This window comes from Chryseobacterium sp. CFS15 (assembly GCF_031118795.1).
GTDB classification, from domain to species: Bacteria; Bacteroidota; Bacteroidia; order Flavobacteriales; family Weeksellaceae; genus Chryseobacterium; species Chryseobacterium indoltheticum.
Map to the genome: position 1 here is coordinate 321449 of NZ_JAVHYL010000002.1, position 18521 is coordinate 339969.

16 protein-coding genes are annotated in these 18521 nt (G+C 33.2%); 9 read left to right on the top strand and 7 right to left on the bottom strand.

The annotated features are described in order from the left end of the window. Nucleotides 1-23: 23 nt before the first annotated feature. From OH814_RS04170 to OH814_RS04195, 6 genes are all read right to left on the bottom strand, one after another. Nucleotides 24-464: a hypothetical protein gene (locus tag OH814_RS04170; protein ID WP_308827223.1), complete on the bottom strand. Its 441-nt coding sequence runs from the start codon at nt 462-464 to the stop codon at nt 24-26. 66 nt (nt 465-530) lie between these two features. Continuing rightward, a complete protein-coding gene (locus tag OH814_RS04175; protein ID WP_236255452.1) occupies nt 531-1019 on the bottom strand; it encodes a hypothetical protein in 489 nt (162 codons plus the stop codon). A 28-nt stretch (nt 1020-1047) separates the two neighbouring features. Continuing rightward, nucleotides 1048-1767: an ATP-binding cassette domain-containing protein gene (locus OH814_RS04180; RefSeq protein WP_308827224.1), complete on the bottom strand. Its 720-nt coding sequence runs from the start codon at nt 1765-1767 to the stop codon at nt 1048-1050. Between the two features lie 85 nt (nt 1768-1852). Next, nucleotides 1853-2434, bottom strand: coding sequence for a hypothetical protein (locus OH814_RS04185; protein ID WP_308827225.1), 582 nt, complete (start codon nt 2432-2434; stop codon nt 1853-1855). A 510-nt stretch (nt 2435-2944) separates the two neighbouring features. Beyond that, nucleotides 2945-4261, bottom strand: a complete 1317-nt coding sequence (locus OH814_RS04190; RefSeq protein WP_308827226.1) for an ATP-binding protein — start codon at nt 4259-4261, stop codon at nt 2945-2947. 91 nt (nt 4262-4352) lie between these two features. Next, entirely contained in the window at nt 4353-5696 is a 1344-nt protein-coding gene (locus OH814_RS04195; RefSeq protein ID WP_308827227.1) for a sigma-54 dependent transcriptional regulator, read from the bottom strand. Nucleotides 5697-5959: 263 nt separating this feature from the next. On the opposite strand from OH814_RS04195, the gene OH814_RS04200 reads away from it, so the two are divergent. The 5 genes from OH814_RS04200 to OH814_RS04220 all read left to right on the top strand — a co-directional run bounded on the left by OH814_RS04200 (nt 5960) and on the right by OH814_RS04220 (nt 13269). Next, nucleotides 5960-7201, top strand: a complete 1242-nt coding sequence (locus OH814_RS04200; RefSeq protein WP_308827228.1) for an efflux RND transporter periplasmic adaptor subunit — start codon at nt 5960-5962, stop codon at nt 7199-7201. A gap of 7 nt (nt 7202-7208) precedes the next feature. After that, nucleotides 7209-8621: a DUF4932 domain-containing protein gene (locus tag OH814_RS04205; RefSeq protein WP_308827229.1), complete on the top strand. Its 1413-nt coding sequence runs from the start codon at nt 7209-7211 to the stop codon at nt 8619-8621. A gap of 23 nt (nt 8622-8644) precedes the next feature. Continuing rightward, complete coding sequence (locus OH814_RS04210; protein ID WP_308827230.1) at nt 8645-9367, top strand: ABC transporter ATP-binding protein; 723 nt, start codon at nt 8645-8647, stop codon at nt 9365-9367. Nucleotides 9368-9461: 94 nt separating this feature from the next. Then, complete coding sequence (locus OH814_RS04215; RefSeq protein ID WP_308827231.1) at nt 9462-11876, top strand: FtsX-like permease family protein; 2415 nt, start codon at nt 9462-9464, stop codon at nt 11874-11876. Between the two features lie 94 nt (nt 11877-11970). Then, nucleotides 11971-13269: a TolC family protein gene (locus tag OH814_RS04220; RefSeq protein ID WP_308827232.1), complete on the top strand. Its 1299-nt coding sequence runs from the start codon at nt 11971-11973 to the stop codon at nt 13267-13269. A gap of 219 nt (nt 13270-13488) precedes the next feature. Here OH814_RS04220 and OH814_RS04225 read toward each other — a convergent pair whose 3' ends face one another. Further along, a complete protein-coding gene (locus tag OH814_RS04225; protein WP_308827233.1) occupies nt 13489-14967 on the bottom strand; it encodes a PLP-dependent aminotransferase family protein in 1479 nt (492 codons plus the stop codon). A gap of 65 nt (nt 14968-15032) precedes the next feature. On the opposite strand from OH814_RS04225, the gene OH814_RS04230 reads away from it, so the two are divergent. The 4 genes from OH814_RS04230 (at nt 15033) to bioB (ending at nt 18514) form a co-directional block, all read left to right on the top strand. Next, complete coding sequence (locus tag OH814_RS04230; protein WP_308827234.1) at nt 15033-15656, top strand: hypothetical protein; 624 nt, start codon at nt 15033-15035, stop codon at nt 15654-15656. Then, entirely contained in the window at nt 15649-16758 is a 1110-nt protein-coding gene (locus OH814_RS04235) for a pyridoxal phosphate-dependent aminotransferase family protein (protein WP_308827235.1), read from the top strand. The genes OH814_RS04230 and OH814_RS04235 overlap by 8 nt, the downstream gene beginning before the upstream one ends. 104 nt (nt 16759-16862) lie before the next feature. Beyond that, nucleotides 16863-17516 (top strand): dethiobiotin synthase, encoded by a 654-nt coding sequence (bioD, locus tag OH814_RS04240; protein ID WP_308827236.1) that lies wholly within the window; start codon nt 16863-16865, stop codon nt 17514-17516. Then, entirely contained in the window at nt 17513-18514 is a 1002-nt protein-coding gene (gene bioB / locus OH814_RS04245; protein WP_308827237.1) for a biotin synthase BioB, read from the top strand. The genes bioD and bioB overlap by 4 nt, the downstream gene beginning before the upstream one ends. The last annotated feature ends 7 nt before the right edge of the window (nt 18515-18521 follow it).

Consider the following 18521-nt stretch of genomic DNA (forward strand, 5'->3'; position numbering starts at 1 on the left):
CTGAAAGCGAGAGTTTATTAATTTTAATTTTTTACGATTTGCGCATCTTGTCTTACCAAGGTGTCGCCGTTTTCACCAACGACCACTAATGTGTAAGGTGCTTTTTTTGGGGAATCTGTTAAATAATTCCTCCATACCTGATAAATAGTTCCGTTGTTATTAAATTCGAAATAATAATTACCTCCCGATCCATCAGGAATTAATTCTCCGTTACTGATGATCATACTTGGTTTCGCCGTGATTTTTGTATTGGCTCCCCAAGATTGATACAGGTAATTTCCATTCGGTTGCTTATCAATTCTTACCTTAAATTTTTTAGTTTTAATAATAACTGTTTTAGGAACATTCTGAAAATATTCAGTTCCGTTATCCCTTGTAAAATTTGAAGTCTGTTTTAAATCATGTGCGGCAACGAGAGAAAACTGAGCGATGCATAAAGTTCCCAATAATAATTTCTTAATCATGTTGATTTTGTTTTAAATTATTACATGGAAATCAAATTTAAAGCCAATAAATTAGCTCAGTTTTTATTACTTGAAAATTTCTTTGAAGTCATTAATGTAAGAGAATTTTTCATAACCTAGATAATCGAAATTATTTTTTATATACTCTTTTATTTTTTGATAGTTTCGATGATAAGATTGAGATATAATAACTACCTTATTGTTTTTACGGTATAAAAAAATATATTCATATGTTCCACCATTGTCGCTTTGATGACTGTTTTTCCAGCCTTCAATTTCAGAAGATGGAAAACTTTTAGTAATCAGCCCAAAAAATTGCTTTACGATAATTTTTTCTTTACTAATTAATACGATACTACATTTTGTTTTAAGTTCTATAAAAAATAGCAAAACAAATGAAAGTATCATTATTGTTGGAACAAAGATCTTTACAAATAATTTACCTTCATACAATGGAGATGTAAAAAAATCAGGAATTATTAAAACAATCATACACAAAATTGCAATTAACAGTATTGGAAGTATAAGAGCTTTAAAAGTAAATTTAGTCTTCATGAATTATAAAAAGTACCAATTCTGAAGTTTAATCTTTCGTTGAAGCAACAGTATTTTGTGTATAACTCGCAAAAGCATCTTCTAAACTCTCAAATTTTCCTTTAAAGTCATTGATATTAGAATCCTGAATGATATTTCCCTGATGAATAAGAATCACTCTTGTACAAAGCGCTTCAACTTCCTGCATAATGTGTGTTGACAGTAAAACGGTTTTTTCTTTCCCGATTTCTTTTACCACATTTCTGATCTCAAGAATCTGATTGGGATCTAAACCATTGGTTGGTTCATCCAAAATCAATAAGTCAGGCTGATGAATAATTGCCTGCGCCAAACCAACTCTCTGTTTGTAACCTTTAGAAAGCTGACCAATTTTTTTAGATTTTTCGGGTGTAATTCCAACCAATTCTATTACCTCATCAACTCTTGCTTCAGAAATTTTATGAATATTCGCTACAAACTGCAGATATTCTTTTACATACATTTCCAGGTAAAGCGGATTGTTTTCGGGAAGAAACCCGATATTCTTTTTGCTCTCAATTTCGTGCTCTGTAATATTTTTCCCGTTAAAGATAATCTCACCTTCATCAATTTTCAATGCACCGACAATCGATTTCATTAAAGTTGATTTTCCGGCTCCGTTGGGACCCAAAAGACCAATGATTTCATTTTTATCGATAGTTATGTTGATGTTATTTAGAGCAGTCTGCTCACCAAATTTCTTTGTTAGATTAATTACCTGAAGAGACATAGTACAATGCAATATTTTGACAAAAATAGAAATAAAAAAACTCATTCGGTAAGAATGAGCTGATATATGTTTAAAAAAACGAAAATTATCTTCTTTTTTTCGTCGATTTTGCCGGTGTCTTCTGACTATTGTTTTGTTGAGTATTTGCCGAACCTTGCGCCGAAGTATTGTTCATTGCATTTACAGGAGTTTGTCTTACCGCCGATTTGCTGTACAACGCTGCCTTAGACGTTCCAATACCGAAAATTTTATCGATTTGTTTTTTATTTAAAAACTGAGATTTACCAACATATTTTTTATTCTTATTGATATATTGTATAATCTGCACTGTTGGCTGGCCGTAGTTTTTCTGATAATAAAGTTCTATAATATCATTCGGAAGTTCCAAAGTGATATTTCCGCTTGGTTCGTCTATAAAACCATCAGTGATCAGCTTATAAAGCCCTTGCACGTCACCGTTTACATCATTAAATGAGAATGATCTGAATGTATTGAGATTACTTGTGTTGATATCCTGATAATTAAAAGTAAACTTGTTTTCCTTTTTATATAAGCCGACAGAATTGTCTTTCCCTATCTCAACTAATGCTTCGTTTTTAAGAACCTTTATTTGTGAAAATGCCGATATTCCGGAAAGTAAAGTGAGGAGTAAAATTATTTTTTTCATGCTATTGTAAATTTAATATTTCGGTTGGTAATGCTAATTTATATATAAAATCACAAAGACCATTTACTTTTATTAAGCAAAAATAATGTTTTTTTTTAATTTGTCTTTTCTCGAATATTATGCAAATCGTAATATATAATCAGGAAAATGACTTTAAAATTCAGTTATATTATGAATATTAGAATTTTTTCGTAACAGAATTAGGGCTTAAAAGTTAGATGTCAATAAATTACATAGGAAATGTACTTAAGTTTCCAGAGACGCAATAGCCTCTTTCTACAATACAAAAGCCTTTAATTTGGTTTGTTTTACGGTTAATAGTTTTAAATGAATTTAGATATAATACTTTAAATAGATCAATGTTTTTATTTTAAAATTTTAATGAAAATTTAATATTAAATAAAAATACGTAAGCTATTCAAAAAGATATATAAATAAAATTCTTATAACAATTCTGAATCAAGAGTTATACCAATAATTAAGATTTATTGTAAAAACTAGCTTAAATGCTTAGCTTAAAAACCAAATCTCAAATCGGCTTCCCTGCTCCAATGCTTTGTAATTGAGATATCCTTTATGAGCCTCAATAATACTTTTGCTCAAAGTCAAACCAATTCCCGAGCCGCTGATTCTGGTCGTGAAAAATGGAAGGAAAATTTTATCTTTAATTTCGCTCGCTATTCCGATTCCGCTGTCTTCTACACTCAAAACAATACGTTTGTTTAATGTTTTAATCTCTGTTCGGATGGTTTTTTCGGGTGTGCCTTCCACGGCATAGATTGCATTTAGATAGAGATTGATAAGACATCTTTCAATCATTTTCTGATCTGCAAAAACAGTTTGGTTTTCTAATGAATTGATGATTTTTATATTGTTTTTTTCAAATTCAGGTTTCAGGAAATTGAGTGCTGATTCCACAATATCACTCAGAGAAATAGTTTTGAAAACAGGTTTTGGCAACTCGGCAACCTGTCTGTAATCATCAACAAAATTCAACAATTGCTTCGATTTATTATTGATAATCATCAGACTTTCCTGCATGTCTTTTTGATCTTCTTTGTCAATGACTTCCTGATTGGCAATGTATTCCAGATTTTGAATCAGGCTGTTGACGGGCGTTAAAGTATTTAGAAGTTCGTGAGAAATTACCTTCATTAGGTTATTCCAGGCCAGTTTTTCCTTTTGTTCAATTATCTTCTGCACAGATTCTAAGCTGATGATGCAAAAACGGTTTTTTACATTCTCTACTTTCTTTGTTCTGAGAGAAAATGACTGTTTTGTATTTTCATTAATTGAAATATCGAAGAACTCTTGAGAGTTTTCATACTGTGTCTGCTCGATGATTTTGTAAAAATTGGGTGTTTTACTTTCGTAAAGATTCCAGTGATTATATTTCGGGATTTCCAGAATTTCCAGAAAAACAGGATTTACATAAAAAACTTCCCATTCATTATTTTTTTTGGAAAGAATCATTAATCCAATTTCCAGCTGATTCAATATTTCTTCATACAGAAGTTTGTAAGAAGAATGCGAGAGATGCTCTTCTTTGCTTTGATAGTAAAGTTTTACGGTATTGTCGAGCATACTGTTTTGTTCAGCTTCAGGAAATAGCGAGAAATCTTTTTTCTGAATGGCCAAAAGCAGCTTTTCTGTTTTTTGAATGTAAGATGAAGCCGATTTTTGCGCCAAAATAATAAAAATAAGACTTATCGATGAAAAAAGGAAGCAATTAATCCACCTGTTTTGAGAATAAAAATTAAAGGCAAAAATTCCGCTGACAATTGCAAGCAGAATGAATAGTAACCAAAAAAACTGTTGCTTTTTCATTTAAATTTTTTCAAGGTTGTCATTCAGTGAAGTGTAGGATCTATTTCTATTATAAGATTCCTTGTTCCTGAATGATACGTTTTTTCCATTTTTACAATTCAAATTTTTCCATTCTTCTGTACAATGCGGCTCTGGATAATCCCAGATCTTCTGCGGCGAGAGATATATTTCCACGGTGTTTTTTCAAAGCCTTTTTTATGAGAATTTCTTCCATTTCTTCGATGTTTAGATTAATAATGGTATTTTCCGAATCTTCATCTTGAGGCATTAGTAATTTCAGATTTTTTTCGTTGGAAAGAATCACACTTCGCTCAATGCAGTGATCGAGTTCCCGGATATTTCCCGGCCATGAATACTTTATCAATTCTGAAAGTAAGTTTTCATTTAATGCCAATTCAGATTTGTGATACTTCTGTTTGTACTTATCGAGAAAATAATTAGCAAGATCAGGAATATCTTCCAATCGCTCTCTAAGACTTGGAATTTGCAGCTCAACAGTATTGATTCTGTAATACAGATCTTTTCTGAATCTGTTTTCTGAAACTGCTTTTTTTAAATTTTCGTTGGTGGCAAAAATAAATCGCACGTCCAAAATTCGCTCTTTGCTTTCTCCAAGTCTTGACAATTTTCTGTTCTGAATTAAACTTAATAATTTGGTTTGAAGATGAAGCGGAAGATTTCCGATCTCGTCAAGAAAAACAGTTCCGTTTTCTGCATTTTCTATTTTTCCGGCATAATCCTGATGCGCATCGGTAAAAGCACCTTTTTTATAACCGAACAGTTCAGCTTCAAAAAGATTTTCTGAAAGACTTCCCAAATCGATATGCACGAAAGGTTGATTTTTTCTTTCTGATAATTCGTGAATGTGTTCGGCGAGAACATATTTTCCGGTTCCATTTTCTCCCAAAAGCAAAACATTGGCATCGGTTGCAGACACTCTTTCAATCTGATCCATTACCTCTTTCATAGATTGAGACTTGGTTTCCAGCTGATATTGATTGGGTTTAATACTGATATTTTCCCACTGATTCAGTTTTTTGTTTTTTCGGGAAATATCAACAGCCAAATTAACGGAAGCATACAGTTTTTCATTATTCCAAGGTTTCAGAATAAAGTCGGAAGCACCGTTTTTCAAAGCTTCTACAGCCAATTCTACTTCGCCATAAGCGGTCATCAGAATAATTGGAAGTTGAGCTTCAAGCGTTTTGATTTCCTGCATCCAGTATAAACCGTCTTGTCCGCTTTCAAAACCTTTCCTGAAGTTCATATCCAAAAGAACGGCATCAACCTGATGTTCAGATAAAAATTTCAGAATATTTTTTGGCTGACTAAGACAGCTTACTTCCGAAAAAAATTTTTTGAGCCAGACTCTTGCTGAAAACAAAATATCCTCATCATCATCCACAATTAAAATATGAGCTTCCTTTTTTCGCATTTCTTTTTATTTGGTTGTCGATTGATAATTTTTAGTTAATAGTTATTTAATTGCTAAAGATTTAGAATAGAATTCAAAAACAATCAACTAATAACTGACAACTATCAACTAAATCTGTTCGTTTTCGTACAAAAAGTGTCCGATAATGAACAGTCTTAAAATTAATTAAAATATATTTAATCACATTTACAGGGAGTTATAGTATTGTAAATCTCTGGTCTTTGTATTGTGTAATTATCTATAAGTAAAACAGTTATCTGAATATGGATACGAAAATAGTAAAAAAGAAATCTAAACTAAAATTAATTTTAATCATCATTGCTTCTGCTTTGGCAGTTTCTGTATTTGGATGGTACTTTCTCAATCAGAAAAAAACCTATAATGTAAAATCAGAAGATATTACAATTGATGAAGTGAAGCATGGGAAATTTGAAGATATGCTAATGGTAACGGCGCAAACGCAGTCTCTTAATTCTTCTCTTGTGAATGTTTTGGAAGGTGGTGCTGTAAAAGAATTTTTTGCTGAAGACGGACAAATGCTGATGAAAGGACAGCCTATAGCCAGAGTTTTCAATCCCAATACCGAGTTTAATTATCTGAATCAGGAAACCGGAATTATGCAACAGATCAGCCAAATGAGAAGTTCTCTTCTGGAATTGAAGAATCAGGAATTTAATCAGGATAAAGAATTATTGCAATCTCAAAATGATTATAATACGGCTTTGCAAACGTATAATCTTCAGAAAAGATTGTATGATGCGGAGATCGGAAAGAAAACCGATTATGATGTGGCTCTTCAAAATCTGAATTATCAGAAGCAAAGAAAACAAATCGTAGAAAAAGGGGGCGCAAATGAAAGGATCTCAAGAAATTCTCAATTTACGGCGATCAATAATTCTATCAGTCAAATGGAAAAAAGCTTGAATATTCTGCATTCAAATAAAAATAATTTCCTGATTATGTCACCGGCTTCCGGAAGATTATCGTCATTCAATATATCTTTAGGACAAAATTTAACCAGTGGCGAAAGCATCGGGAAAATAGACTTAATGGGTGGTTACAAGTTGATTGCTAAAGTAGATGAATATTATATAAATAAACTGCAAATGGGCATCAAAGGAAGTCTTGACAATAATGGAAAAGAGTATGAAGTGATCGTCGCCAAAATTCTTCCGGAAGTGAAAGACGGGCAATTTTCTGTAGAACTTAATTTCATTGATGTGAAACCTGAAAACTTAAAAATAGGAATGACATTCGGTGTGAAACTGAAATTGTCCGGAGATACCCAAAGTTTAATGGTTCCGAAAGGAAATTTCTATAAAGATACCAACGGAAAATGGATCTTTGTGGTGAAAGGAAATAAAGCCATAAAACGGAACGTAAGTTTTGGAAGAGAAAATTCGATGTATTACGAAGTGCTTTCCGGATTGAAGACGGGAGAAAATGTCATCACTTCCGACTATTCTGAACTTAAGAAATATGAAATTATTGATATTAAAAAATAAAACAAGCATGATGATTAAAAAATTTCTAGTATTAACTATTCTTTTTGCTTCAATTCTGAATTTTTCGCAGGAAAAATTAGAATCTAAAGTTGATAAAAGGGTAGAAATTGTAAGCGTGGTTTTTCGATTGGCGGGAGCTGAAGAATATAGTCAAAACGATAATAAAAAGTATGTGGCAGATATCAGTACTTATTTTAATGCTTATAAAAATTCAGAAATAATTGAATTTATTAAGGAAAACAGAAATAAAAACGGATTGGGCTACGATGCCGTAATGTCGATGGCGCTTCATTTATCTTTTAAAAACGGAAAATTCAGTTTGATTAAAGAGAAAGAAAATTCTTTAGATAAAAGGTGGGAAAAAGTAGACACCAAACGGTTTGTTTCTTTGTTGAATCAATTTTACGAGAAAACCGATTTTCAGAAATTTTTTAACCATCATGCTGGAGAATATAAAAAAGCAGAAATTGAATATCAAACATCTGTTTTGTCTGATTTTAATCAAGATTGGTATTCAAAATTTTACGGTAAAAAAGCCAATGAAGATTATAAAATCATTTTAGGTTACGGAAATGGCGGTGGAAATTATGGAATTAAAATTCACCCCGAAAAAAGTAAAACCATCGTAAATGCAGTAGTCGGTGTCTGGTCTTTTGATAAGGACGGAAATGCAAAATTCGATAAAAATGAATTTCAGCCTTTATTGATTCATGAGTTCAATCATTCATTTGTCAATTACATTCTGGAAATGAATGGAAATACTTTAAAATTAGAAAATTCAGGTAAAATAATTTATGAATTGGTAAAAAAAGACATGGAATCTCAAGCGTATGGAAATTGGGAAACGATGATCAATGAAAGTCTGGTGAGAGCCGCTGTTGTACGGTATATGATCGATAATAAATACTCACAAAAAGATATTGATGAAGAAATTTTTATTCAGGAAAAAAGAAAATTTTTGTGGATGAAAGAATTGGTGGATCTGCTGGGAATGTATCAGAACAACAGAAAAAAATATCCTTCTTTTGAAAGCTTTTATCCTGAAATTATCTCTTTCTATAATAAGCTAGCACCAAGAATTAAGACCATTATTGCAGATTACGAACAAAAACAACCTAAAGTACAATCTATTTTTCCCGATGTCCGGAACAAAAATGATGTAGATCCTGCGATACAAGAAATCACCATAAATTTTGACAGAGAAATGGCAGAAGGCGTTTCTATAAGCATTGGAAGTACAGGCAAAGAACATTTTCCTTTGAAAAAACTCGTAGGCTTTGTGAATGATCATACAGGAATAACATTATTGACGGAAATGAAGTCTAATACAGAATATGAATTTGTATTGACGGGAAATAAATTCAAATCGAAAGAAGGCTATCCTCTAAAGGAAACCGTAATAAAATTTAAAACAAAATAACTCAACTTTAAAACCAAATTAAAATGATAAATATTCAAAACTTATCCAAAGTATATAAAACTGAAGACGTACAAACCAATGCGCTCAATAATGTAAGTTTAATCATCAAAGAAGGAGAATTTGTAGCGATAATGGGACCTTCAGGTTGTGGAAAATCGACTTTTCTAAATATTCTTGGGCTTTTAGACAGCGCTTCTTCCGGTTCTTACCAATTTGAATCTGTAGAAACTATCGGAACTTCGGAGAAGAAAAAATCAGAGATCAGAAAGAAAAATATAGGTTTTATTTTCCAGAATTTTAATCTGATTGATGAATTAACGGTTTATGAAAATATAGAACTGCCTTTAATTTACAACAGAGTTCCTTCCTCAGAAAGAAAAAAACGCGTGGAAGAAATTATGGAGAAAATCAATATTGCGCACAGAGCAAAACATTATCCACAGCAACTTTCCGGAGGTCAGCAACAGAGAGCTGCCGTTGCAAGAGCCTTGGTTACAAAACCAAAATTGATTCTTGCTGATGAACCAACAGGAAACCTCGATAGTTCCAACGGAAATGAAGTGATGAATCTCTTGGCAGAACTTCACAGAGAAGGCTCTACTATTGCAATGGTAACGCACTCTTCTAACGATGCCGGCTATGCATCAAGAATTGTAAATATGAAAGACGGTGAGATTTTCTCAGAAGAACATTCTTCCCAAAGAAAAGATGTTTTCGAAAAAGCAGATGCTAAAAACTTCGCGTAAAAACTTTAGTTGATAGTTGTCGGGTGTTAGTTGATGGGAATTCTCAAAACTAACAACAATCAACTAACAAAAAATCAACCAAAAAACTAAAATTATGTTACAAAACTGGCTCAAAATTGCCTTCATCAATTATAAAAAAAATTGGCTTTCCACAATTATCAATTTATTCGGATTGACGATTGGGCTTACAGGATTTATGCTCATCCTCATGCATTGGAATGACGAAGAATCCTTCGAAAGATGGAATCCTAAAAAAGATAATATTTATTATTTCCAGACGTATTACAAAAAAGATAATAGTTACGGAGGTGCTATTTCTATTCCTTTAGCTGAAAATGCATTAAAACAGATTTCTGAAGTTCAGGATTACGTTTTGATAAACGGGATGGAAATAGCGTATAAAATGGCCACAAAAAATAAGACAGCTTATCAACAGGGCGGACTTGCTGCGTCGGAGAATTTTTTCAACTTGTTTCCATTCAAATTAGTGGCAGGAAGTTACAAAGATGTCCTTAAAAATGATAACAACATTGCTATTTCTAATGTTGTGGCAAAAAATCTTTTTGGAAAAACTGAAGTTGCCGGCGAAACAATTAAAATCAATGCTAAAGACTACATCGTTACAGCAGTTTATGAATTGCCAAAGGAAAATAGCCAGATAAAACCGGATTTTATTTTTAAACCTGCAGAACAGTTGAAAAATGATAAAGAAGCTTGGGGAAATTTCAACTATGGTTGCTTTTTTCTGCTGAAAAAAGAAGCAGACCCAAGAAGTTTTGAGAACAAATTTCTGGATATCATTATGTTGCGTGCAAAAATAAACTCTAAAGGTGCGGGAGTGACACCTCAGCAATTTATTGATATGTATGGACCAACTGACTCTTTGCTTACTCCAATTGAGAGGATAAAATTACATTCAGAGATGACCTGGTTCGGGAAGCCCGATTTCAAATCATTAATGATTTTGTTCACTCTTTCTGTTCTGATTGTGATTTTATCAGCTATCAATTTTATCAATTTAAAAACAGCTCAAGCTTCTCAAAGAGCAAAAGAAATCGGAGTGAGAAAAGCGATTGGAAGCACAAAATCTAGTCTTATACTTCAGTTTTTAATGGAAACTTTTTTGATCTGTTTTGCTTCATATCTTTTGTCGCTGGCTTTAACGGAGCTTCTTTTGCCAAGTCTCAACAAGTTTTATGATAAAGAAATTGTGATGAATGATTGGCACATATACTTTTATTCCTTCTTGATGGTGGCTTTGGTTACTTTGGTTTCCGGGCTCATTCCTGCACTGTATTTATCCAATTTTAAAGCGATAGAAACCCTGAAAGGAAACTTTGCCAGAAGTAAAAATGGTGTTTGGTTGAGAAACGGTATTCTGACTTTGCAACTCATTATTTCTTCTTTTTTTATCATCGGTGGGTTGATTGTCAATCAGCAGGTAAAATATATGATGAATAAGGATCTTGGTTTCAATGGAAAGCAGATTTTTCAGATCGATTTTAATGAAGATAACAATGGCAAGCCTTGGTTGAAATATGAAAGATTGAGAATGGAGATGGCAAAAATCCCTGGCGTAGAAAGTGTTTCGTTTGCAGAAGCGCCTCCCGGAACCAATAATCAGAGTACTTCAAATATGGATTATATGGATAAAAGTATTCAGGCTCGTCACGGTTCGATGGATTATAATTATCCGCAGTTTATGGGTGTTAAATTGCTTAAAGGACGTTGGCTTGATCCGAAATTGTCCTCAGACACAATTAATAATGCCTTGGTAAATGAAGCTTTTTTAAGAAGATTTGGCTGGACAGATGAGCAGGCAATGAAAAGAGAGATCAGACCTGGATTTGATGACAAAGCTTATCGTATAGTAGGAATTACAAAAGATTTCAACATTAGAAGCTTGAAGAGCGAAGTAGAGCCTATGATATTTTTCCATTACCGAGAAACTACCTGGAAACGATATAATGTAGGTAATATTCAATTGAAATTAAAAGCAGACGATATCGATGGAACTGTAAAAAGATTGAAAACGTATTGGCAAAATAGTGTAGAACCGGGTTACCCATTCAACTCATATTTTATAGATAAGCAATTTGCGAAAACCTTTGAAACGTACCAAAAACAGCAAACCCTTTTCACAATTCTGAATGCAATGGTTTTGATGGTAGCATTATTAGGATTATTCGCTTTGTCTTCATTAATGATCGAGCAAAAATTAAAAGACGTAGCGATCAAAAAAACGTTGGGTGCATCAGACGGAACTTTGATCGTAGGATTAACGAAACAATTTCTCTGGATTACTTTTATAGCGGTTCTTGTAAGCATTCCGATCAGTTATTATCTGATGAATGAGTGGCTGAAAGATTTCGCGTACCGAATTGATATGCCGGTTTTACCATTCATTCTGAGTATGATTTTATTATTGATTTTAACTTTCGCAGTGGTGAGTATTAAAGCTTACCAGGCTACAAAAGTGAATCTTGTAAAATACCTGAAATACGAATAATGTTTGAAGTTAGATGATGGAGGTTTGGTGTTTTTGATAGCCTAATATTAACTTCCAGCTTCCATCATCCATCTTCAGTCCAAAAAAATCCACCATGAAAAAATTATTCTTCATATTCATCATCAATCTTTTCCCGGCCCAACAGAGTTGGACGCTCAAACAATGTCTCGATTACGCTTCGACAAATCATCCGTTGGTAAAGCAGGCCGCTGTTAATATTCAGAAGAACGACCGACAGATTGCTGCTTCAAAAGGAATGTTGCTTCCGTCCGTAAATGCAGGTGTAAATCACAGTTACAGTTTGGGCTCGTCAATTAATCAGTCGAGTAACCAGAGAGAGACGCTTAATACGCAATATGATCAGGTGATTGCTCAGGCAAATATTGAATTGTTTAACTGGAGAAATTATTTGAATATTTCATTGTCAAAACTCAATAAAAATGCGAGTACCTATAGGCTTAAACAAGCTCAGAATGAAGTGAAGTTTAATGTAATTCAGAATTTTTTCACCTATCAAAACAGTAAAAGCTGGTTGGAGGTTTTAGAAACGCAGATCGCAGGAATTGAAGAGCAGATCAAGCGTACAGAAAAAGAAGTGGAAATAGGAAGCCGTTCAAAAAGTGATGTTTATGATATCAAAGCCAACTTGGGAACTTTGCAGGAACAATGGGTTTCGGCAAAAAATCAGCGTGATCTGGCAAAAATAAACCTTCTGAATGCACTGAATATGACACAAGATTCTATAGATTTTGTGATAGATGACAATGGATCTTTAGTTAAGGAAGATTTTAATACTGCTGATTTTACCAATAAATTAATAGAAAATAATCCAGCTTATAAAACAGTCATTGCAGAAATCAGCGCACAGCAAAAAAATATAGATATTGAAAAATCTGCCTATTTGCCAACCCTTAATGGAAACTACAGCTGGTCTACTTTTTATAATAAATCTTTAGGCAGCAATGCTCTTTCCAACACCAGTTTTTCTGATCAGTTTAGCCAGAATAAAAACCAGTCAATTTCTTTTGGACTGAATATTCCAATTTTTAATAAATTTCAAATCAAAAATAACGTAGAAATAGCAAAATTAAATGTTATTAATTACAAATACAGCAAAGATTTAATCATTAATGATTTAACAAAATCTATCAATTCCATAAAAGCTCAGTTTCTGAATGCACAGGAAAAATACAGCCTTTTGGAACTGAATTTTGAAAACCAAAAACTGTCTTTTCAAAAATCTGAAGAAAAATATAAAGAAGGTTTAATGGATGCTTATACGTTTTTTGTGGTAAGAAATAACTGGCTTCAGGCGAATTATAATTTAATAAGCAGCAAAAATGATGTCAACCAACAAATCGAATTATTGAAAGTTCTTCAATCTGAGTTTTAATATCATCCAAATAAATTTTCACTGATTTTGCATCTATTGTAAACTCAACCTTGTCAAGGTTAATAATTCGCATATTTATTAACCTTGACAAGGTTTTGTAAAATGCTGTGAAAGAAAACGATTATTAAATTTTACATTTTGCTAGCTTTTGAATTTCTCTTTTTTCAATCATTTCTTTTGATACTTTTGCGGTAAAAAAGATTGTTGCTTTTTTTGAAATTAGGACAATAATTTGATGTTTTCAGATAAAATTTCAATGCTTTTGTCCATTTCTGTCAGATTTAAATTTCCAAAACCCAACCGCATTGCCGTAAGATTTTTGTTCTGATAAAGTAGGGTTTTGGGAATGAAAAGATTGTTTTGGGCACAGTTTCTACTGAGTTGCATTAGATTTACGGGAATTTTCCACTTCATCCACACCGCCAAACCTCCTGAAGGTTTTTGAAAATCGATGTATTCTCCTAAGTTTTGTTCTAAAAGAGAAACAAAATAATCTCTTCTTTCCTGATAGATTTTTAATGATTTTTTTAAATACCGGTTAATTTCTCCTTCAGCGATCATTTCTCCCAAAACGTGCTCCATCAGAACGTCGCCTTGCCGGTCTATAATTCCTAAATATTTTCGCATTTCAATCATCAGATTTTCCGGTGCTACAATGAATCCTGTTCGGAAACCGGGAACCAAAGATTTCCCAAAAGATCCGATATAAATAACCATTCCGTTGGTGTCTGCACTTGCCAAAGGAAGGATAGGACTTTTATCATAATGAAAATCATAATCGTAATCATCCTCAAGAATGATAAAACCAAATTCATTCGCAAGATTGAGTAAATCCAACCTTCTTTTTGCACTCAAAGTGACGGTAGTAGGATAGTGGTGATGCGGCGTAAGGTAAAGCATTCTTATTTTCTGCTTTTCACATGCTTCTCTCACTTCTTCTACATTAATTCCTTCCTCATCAATCGAAATAGGCTGAATTTTTACTCCGGCTTTTTGAAAGATCATATTGACAGAGAAATAGCTTAATTTTCCGACTAAGACGATATCACCTTCCGAAAGTAAAATTTCGGAAACAATATAAATACTCATTTCCGTACTACGTGTTATCAAAAGATTGTTTTTCGAGATTGGTAAACCTCGTGATAGATTTAAAAACTGCGAAAGGTTTTTTTTGAAAAATTCACTTCCATCCTGATTGTATTGTCCTATCTTATGGGCTTTTCTTTTTAAAATAGAACTGTAAATTCTGGAATGATGATCAATTTGGGTTAAACGAATATCAGGAACGCCGTCATTGAAAATATATTCACAATTAGAATATTCAAACGGATTATCTAAAATATTTGAAGTTTTAAATGAAAAACCGGTCGATTTTGGATAATGTTCTAGGTTTTTCTCAAAATCTTTAATTTGAAATGGTTTTTCATGTTTTTTCCCGATGACAAAAGTTCCTTTATTGGGAAGGCTTTCTACCCAGCCTTGTGCAAACAATTCGTCATAAGCAGCAACAATTGTATTCCTGTGAACATTCAAAATAATGCTTAAAGCCCTTGTTCCCGGCAGTTTTATGCCAAAAGGTAAAAATCCTCTTTGTATTGCATTGATCAATTGATTGGAGATCTGCATGTAAATAGAAATCTCTGAACTTCTATTGATTAAAATAAAACTTTCATAAGGAAACTCAACCGGACTATTCATAATGTTAAAACTGGCACTATCTAACCATCCGGTAATATACTACTTTTGAAACAAAATAAAAACAAATGGAATTTTATAACCTTATTGATAAGATCGTAAGCGATAATAAAGCTCATTCAAAATGGCTCAATACACTCTCTTTTATGGAGAATGCAGGAGCAAGAAAAATTTCTGCTTGCGAACATCCTACAAAAGTAAATTTAATTCAGCTTAAACATGCTTGTGAAGAGCATCGTCATGCGTATTACCTCAAAAAGCAGATTGGAAAAATCAATGTTGAATGGTGCAAAACCTACGAAGCGAATGAACTTTTAGCACCGATTGCAACACGTCAATATCTTCACGCTTTGGATGTGAAAGCTTGCAAATATCTTCATGCTCATTTCGATTTAACAAAAGAGGAGCTAAAATATGCGGCCTATCTTTTTGTGACGTATGCAATTGAAGTTCGTGCCGACGAATTATATCCCGTATATCAGGAAGTTCTTACCAAAACCAATTCAAAAGTGATGGTGAAATCTATTATATTGGAAGAAGAGGGACATTTGGAAGAAATGATTCATCAATTAGATGAATTTTCTGAGAACTGGAAACCGCACGCGGAGAAAATTATAGAAATTGAAAAAGATTTGCATATCGATTGGGTTAATGCGATAACTGAAGAAGTGATGAAACCGGATTATGCTTAATCATCTTCATTATTTTCGGGAGGCTCTGGATAAAAGAAAAGCAAATCAGACTTTAAGAATATTAAAACCTAAATCTGAAGGTATTGATTTTTATTCTAATGATTATTTGGGATTGGCAAGAAATAAAGAGTTACAAAATTTATTGTTAAAACAGATTAATAATCATCCTCATTTACTTTCAGGAAGTACCGGTTCGAGATTGATCAGCGGAAACAGTAAGGAAGTTATCGAAACAGAGAGCTTTATTTCAAAAGAGCATAAAAGTTCATCTGCATTGCTTTTTTCTTCTGGGTATAATGCCAATTTAGCTCTGTTTTCTACACTTCCGAACCGTCATGATACAATTATTGTTGATGAAAAAATTCACCGTTCCGTACATGATGCCTGTAAAATGTCACATGCCAGAAAATTAAAATTTAAGCATAATGATGTTGAGGATCTTGAACAGATATTAAAAAGACAAAACGGGAATTGTTACGTTGCGATTGAGAGTCTGTACTCAATGGATGGAGATTTTGCGCCAATTCGTGAAATTGCAGAAACCGTTAAAAAATATAATGCTTTTTTGATTGTAGATGAAGCTCATTCTTTTGGGGTTTTCGGATATGGATTAGTTGGAAAATATCAATTACAAACGTCGGTTTTGGCAACGGTAGTTACTTACGGAAAAGCACTCGGTTCACATGGCGCAGCGATTTTATGCGATGAGGTTGTCAAATCTTATCTTGTCAATTTTGCATCACCTTTTATTTATACAACCGCCGCTCAGGATATTCAGTGGAGAAGCATAAGAACTGGATATGAATTTTTAAAAGCAAACAAACATGCATCTTCCAGTTTACAGGAAAACATCAAAATTTTTCATCAGCAAAATATAAAAACTCCGTCTTCTGAAAATAGTTCGATTCAGGCGGTTTTAATTTCGGATAATCATCGGTTAAAAGATTTGCAGGAAACTTTATTACATGAGGGATTTTTAACCTATGCTGTTTTTAGTCCAACTGTAAAACAGGGAACAGAAAGACTGAGGATTTGCCTTCATAGCTTCAATACAGAAGAAGAAATTATTGGTATGACTAAGGTAATTAAGGATTTTATTTAATGTAAAAAACAGCGTGACTTTTGTGATTTCGCAGGATTCTAAGCAAAGAATTTATTTTCAATAGTTGAGATTCTTGCAGAATGACAAACTAGATGGATAAAAATATGGATATAAGAAAAGGAAAATTAGAAATACAAAACTCACTGCAAAAAAAACTTTTCGTCACAGGCATTGGAACCGAAATAGGAAAAACTGTTTGTTCGGCAATTTTAACAAAATACTTTAAAGCTGATTACTGGAAACCCATTCAATCCGGAGATTTACATTTTTCAGACAGTATGAAAATTAAAGAATGGGTGGGTGAAGATGTAATCATTCATCCTGAAAGATATCGATTGCAACTTGCGGTGTCACCTCATCAGTCGGCTTTGGAGGAAGGAATTTTAATTAACAGTAATGATTTTAAACTTCCTGAAACTCAAAATAATTTAATTGTAGAAGGGGCAGGAGGATTAATGGTTCCAATTTCTGATGAAGAATTTATTATCGATTTAATTGAAAAGCTAAACCCTCCCGTTGCTTTGGTGGTCAGAAATTATTTAGGATGCATCAACCATACTTTATTGTCGCTGATGGCTTTAGAACGAAAATATATCAAGCTGGAATATCTGATTTTAAATGGAAATTTCCCTGCAGATACAGAAAGAATAATCTGTAAAAACATTCAGGAGGAAACCAAAATTATAAGAATTCCCGAGATAGAAAACATAACAAAAGAAAACATAGAACGTATTACAAAACAATTAGAAAAAATATGATAGATAAAACAAAATTGAGAAATAATTGGACGAAAGAAGAAATCGAAGAAATCTACAATCTTCCACTCCTTGAATTGATTTATAAAGCGGCAACGGTTCACAGAGAATGGCACAATCCGGAAGAGGTACAGATGTCAACTCTTTTATCAATAAAAACAGGTGGTTGTGTAGAAGATTGTTCGTATTGCGGGCAAGCTGCACGTTATCACACCAATATTAAAGTTCAGGCTTTATTACCAACTGAAAAAGTAATCGAACATGCCCAAAAAGCAAAAGACAAAGGTTCTTCCCGTTTCTGTATGGCTGCAGCTTGGCGAGAAGTGCGAAATAACCGTGATTTTGACCGCGTTATCGATATGGTGAAAGGTGTAAATGAACTCGGATTGGAGGTTTGCTGTACGCTCGGAATGTTGACCGAGGAACAAGCTGTTCGTCTTGAACAAGCAGGTTTGTATGCTTATAATCACAATTTGGATACTTCAGAACAATATTATAAAGAAATTATTTCTACAAGAACTTTTGATAATAGAATCAATACCATCAACAACGTCAGAAAAGCTGGAATTACAGTTTGTTCGGGCGGAATTATCGGTTTGGGTGAAACTCATGCAGACAGAATTTCAATGCTGTTGACATTGGCTACAATGCCGAAACATCCTGAATCTGTTCCGATTAATGCCTTGGCAAGAGTGGCAGGAACTCCTCTTGAAAATAACGAAAAAACCAACACTTGGGAAATGGTAAGAATGATTGCTACCGCAAGAATTGTAATGCCTTCATCGATGGTTCGTCTGAGCGCAGGAAGAATTGAAATGACAGAATTTGAACAAGGATGGTGCTTTATGGCAGGAGCAAACTCAATTTTTACAGGCGAAAGAGAAACTTTATTGGTAACTCCAAATCCGGGAGTTTCGGAAGATATGCAAATGCTGCAGACTTTAGGATTGAAACCGATGAAGAAAAAGGAAACGAAAAAAGTTATGAATTATGAATTATGAATTATGA

Coding starts and splice junctions, on each gene's coding strand:
- OH814_RS04215 (WP_308827231.1), top strand. CDS start 9,462: ATGTTACAAAACTGGCTCAAAATTGCCTTCATCAATTATAAAAAAAAT.
- OH814_RS04180 (WP_308827224.1), bottom strand. CDS start 1,767: ATGTCTCTTCAGGTAATTAATCTAACAAAGAAATTTGGTGAGCAGACT.
- OH814_RS04210 (WP_308827230.1), top strand. CDS start 8,645: ATGATAAATATTCAAAACTTATCCAAAGTATATAAAACTGAAGACGTA.
- OH814_RS04190 (WP_308827226.1), bottom strand. CDS start 4,261: ATGAAAAAGCAACAGTTTTTTTGGTTACTATTCATTCTGCTTGCAATT.
- OH814_RS04185 (WP_308827225.1), bottom strand. CDS start 2,434: ATGAAAAAAATAATTTTACTCCTCACTTTACTTTCCGGAATATCGGCA.
- OH814_RS04235 (WP_308827235.1), top strand. CDS start 15,649: ATGCTTAATCATCTTCATTATTTTCGGGAGGCTCTGGATAAAAGAAAA.
- bioD (WP_308827236.1), top strand. CDS start 16,863: ATGGATATAAGAAAAGGAAAATTAGAAATACAAAACTCACTGCAAAAA.
- OH814_RS04225 (WP_308827233.1), bottom strand. CDS start 14,967: ATGAATAGTCCGGTTGAGTTTCCTTATGAAAGTTTTATTTTAATCAAT.
- OH814_RS04170 (WP_308827223.1), bottom strand. CDS start 464: ATGATTAAGAAATTATTATTGGGAACTTTATGCATCGCTCAGTTTTCT.
- OH814_RS04175 (WP_236255452.1), bottom strand. CDS start 1,019: ATGAAGACTAAATTTACTTTTAAAGCTCTTATACTTCCAATACTGTTA.
- bioB (WP_308827237.1), top strand. CDS start 17,513: ATGATAGATAAAACAAAATTGAGAAATAATTGGACGAAAGAAGAAATC.
- OH814_RS04195 (WP_308827227.1), bottom strand. CDS start 5,696: ATGCGAAAAAAGGAAGCTCATATTTTAATTGTGGATGATGATGAGGAT.
- OH814_RS04205 (WP_308827229.1), top strand. CDS start 7,209: ATGATGATTAAAAAATTTCTAGTATTAACTATTCTTTTTGCTTCAATT.
- OH814_RS04230 (WP_308827234.1), top strand. CDS start 15,033: ATGGAATTTTATAACCTTATTGATAAGATCGTAAGCGATAATAAAGCT.
- OH814_RS04220 (WP_308827232.1), top strand. CDS start 11,971: ATGAAAAAATTATTCTTCATATTCATCATCAATCTTTTCCCGGCCCAA.
- OH814_RS04200 (WP_308827228.1), top strand. CDS start 5,960: ATGGATACGAAAATAGTAAAAAAGAAATCTAAACTAAAATTAATTTTA.